Source organism: Pseudonocardia pini (assembly GCF_013870575.1).
GTDB lineage: Bacteria > Actinomycetota > Actinomycetes > Mycobacteriales > Pseudonocardiaceae > Pseudonocardia > Pseudonocardia pini.
Genome location: NZ_JACBXB010000670.1, coordinates 1 through 3136 on the forward strand (window position 1 = coordinate 1; position 3136 = coordinate 3136).

Sequence of the window (3136 nt, forward strand, 5' to 3'; positions counted from 1 at the left end):
GAGCTGGCCGCCGACCTGCCCGCGGACCTGAGTGTGCACGTCACCGGGCCCGCCGGGCTGGCCGCGGACCTCAGCGCCGCCTTCGCCGGGATCGACGGGCTGCTGCTCGCGGTGGCCGCCGGCGTCGTCGCGCTGATCCTGCTGATCGTCTACCGGAGCCCGCTGCTGCCGATCCTGGTGCTGCTGTCGGCCGGGCTGGCCCTCTGCCTGGCCGTGATCGCGGTGTACCTGCTGGCCGACGCGGGCGTGATCACGCTCTCGGGCCAGACCCAGGGCATCCTGTTCATCCTGGTCGTCGGGGCCGCGACGGACTACGCGCTGCTGCTCATCGCCCGCTACCGCGAGGAGCTGCGCCGCACCGACCGCCCCTGGGACGCGATGCGCACCGCCTATCGCGCCACCCTCGAACCCGTCCTCGCCTCCGCGGGCACGGTGATCCTGGGGCTGCTCTGCCTGCTGCTCTCCGGGCTGAACTCCAACCGCGGCCTCGGGCCGGTGGCCGCACTCGGCATCGCCGCCTCCGTCCTCGCCGCACTCACCTTCCTGCCCGCCGCGCTGGTTCCCCTCGGCCGCGCCGCGTTCTGGCCCTTCGTGCCCCGCCACGGCACGGACGAGAAGCCGGCCGGGTTGTGGGCCCGCATCGCCGACTCCGTCGGTCGCAGGCCGCGCCGGCTGTGGATCGCCACCGCCCTCGTCCTCGGGGCACTGGCCGCCTTCGTGCCCCAGTTCCAGGCCTCGGGGGTGGCGCAGTCGGACTTCTTCGTCGACAAGTCCGCGATCGACTCCGTCCAGGGCCAGGAGGCGCTGAGCAGGCACTTCCCCGGCGGCACCGGGTCCCCCACGATCATCATCGCCGCGGAGTCCGCCGAAGGCCGTGTCCTCGACACCGCCCGTGCGGTGCCCGGCGTCATCTCCGTGGAACGTGGCTCGGACCAGGTCGTGGACGGGCGGGTCCAGTTCGACGCCGTGCTCGCCGACGCCGCGGACAGCGAGGCCGCCGTCTCGACGATCGACCGGTTGCGGCAGGAGCTGAGCACGATCCCCGACGGGGACGCCCTCGTCGGCGGGGTCACCGCGACCCAGCTCGACACCCAGACCACGGCCACCCGCGACCTGCAGATCGTGGTCCCCGCGGTCCTGGTCGTGGTGTTCCTGGTGCTGGCGCTGCTGCTCCGCGCCCTCGTCGCCCCGCTGCTGCTGGTCGCGACCGTCGTGCTGTCCTTCGCCGCCACGCTCGGCATCGGCGCGCTGGTGTTCAACGACCTGCTGGGGTTCCCGGGGGCCGACCCGAGCGTGCCGCTGTTCGCCTTCGTGTTCCTGGTCGCGCTCGGCGTGGACTACAACATCTTCCTGATGAGCCGGGTCCGCGAGGAGACGACGCGGGTCGGCACCCGCGCGGGCGTGATCCGCGGCCTCGGCGTGACCGGCGGCGTGATCACCTCTGCAGGGATCGTCCTCGCCGCGACCTTCGCCGCCCTCGCCGTGCTCCCGATCCTCTTCCTCGTGCAGATCGCGTTCCTCGTCTCGGTCGGCGTCCTGCTCGACACCCTGATCGTCCGGTCGATCCTGGTGCCCGCCCTCACCCTCGACGTCGGCCGGACGGTGTGGTGGCCCAGCGCCCTGGACAGGCTCGACCGGCCCCGCGACCGCACTCCCGTCGAGCCTGCCGTGCCGGTCTAGTGGTCTACTCCACCCACCCCCGGCGCATGGCGACCGCGACCGCCGCGGCCCGGTCGGACACGCCGAGCTTCTCGTAGAGCCGTTGGGTGTGGGTCTTCACGGTGGACACCCCGATCACCAGCTCCGCCGCCACCTGCGGGATCGACAGACCGCGCGCGAACCCCGCGAGCACCTGCCGCTCCCGCTCCGAGAGCACCGGGCCCTCGGACACGGCCCGGAGCCGGATCTCCCCCGCCAGCCCCGCGGCGAGGGCGGCGGGGACCACGGTCCGGCCGCGCGCGACGTCGACGACGGCCTCCACGATCTCCGACCGGCGTGAGTCCTTGGCCAGGTACCCGGCCGCCCCCTCCTGCACCGCCTGGTAGACGAGGGCGCTCTCGGTGTGCGCGGACAGCAGCAGCACACGGGTGGCGAGCCCGTCGCGCACCACCGCGCGGACCACGTCGAGCCCGTCGAGATCCGGCATCTCGTAGTCCACCAGCGCCACGGCAGGCGTCTCGGCCCGGATCAGCTCGAGGGCCTCGCGGCCGCTGCCCGCCTCGCCCGCGATCTCGATCCGGCCGCTGCGCTCGAGGCCGCGGGCCACGCCGTCGCGGAAGAACGGATGGTCGTCGGCGATCACCACGCGGATGCGCGGATCGCCTCCTCGCCCGGCGGTCACCGGGCGAGAATAGGCCGATGACCACAGGGGACGTCGAGGCCGTTGCGCGAGACCACGCGCGCCGCGGCGTGCTGCTGCAGGTGGCGCTGCGCTGGGTGCTGGTCGCGTTCGTGGCGCTGACCGTGGCGTTCGTGCCGCCTGCGCACGATCGCGTCGCGTGCGCGCTGGTCGCGGCGGGCTATGCGGTGTTCGCGCTGGTCGTGGGGCGGTGGGCCACCCACAGTGGCCCGCGCGGGGTGGTCTGGGCCTGGGCGGCCCTGTTCGTGGACCTCGCCGTGCTGGCGAGCCTGACCCTGCTGACCGGCGTCCGGACCCCGGACAGCTGGACCTCCGACGTCGTCACCACGGGGTTCCTCCTGCTGCCGGTGCTCGCGGCGACCCAGCTGCGACCCCGGGTGTGTGCGGCCGTGGTGGTGCCCCTCGTCCTCGTGTACCTGGCCGCGGGGATCGCCACCCAGGAGTCCAACGACGAGCCGTGGGCCTCCCTGCTGCTGCGCACGGCGATCGCCGCCGGGGTCGCGGCGGGGGCCATCGGGCTGTCCCGGATCCAGCGGTCCCGCGTGGCGACCATCGGGTCGCTGGTCCAGGACCGCGGCGACCTGCTCGCCCAGCTCGGCGACCTCGAGGAACGCGAGCGCAGCCGGCTCTCCGAGCACCTGCACGACGGCGCGCTCCAGTACGTCCTCGCCGCCCGCATGGACCTCGACGACGCCCGGGAGAACGGCGATCCTGAGGCGTTCGCGCGCCTCGACCAGGCCCTCACCGAGACCGCGCGGCTGCTCCGCTCCACGGTCG

At 74.0% G+C, this 3136-nt stretch carries 2 protein-coding genes and 1 pseudogene; 2 read left to right on the top strand and 1 reads right to left on the bottom strand.

Going from position 1 to position 3136, the window contains the following annotated elements; translation table 11 throughout:
- The coding region (locus H5J29_RS26900) for an MMPL family transporter (RefSeq protein WP_181783798.1) at window positions 1-1680 on the top strand (1680 nt) is incomplete at its 5' end.
- 4 nt (window positions 1681-1684) lie between these two features.
- Here H5J29_RS26900 and H5J29_RS26905 read toward each other — a convergent pair.
- Window positions 1685-2341: a response regulator transcription factor gene (locus H5J29_RS26905; RefSeq protein WP_181783799.1), complete on the bottom strand. Its 657-nt coding sequence runs from the start codon at window positions 2339-2341 to the stop codon at window positions 1685-1687.
- Window positions 2342-2358: 17 nt separating this feature from the next.
- Here H5J29_RS26905 and H5J29_RS26910 point away from each other — a divergent pair.
- Window positions 2359-3136: pseudogene (locus H5J29_RS26910) on the top strand (sensor histidine kinase); the annotation flags it as partial.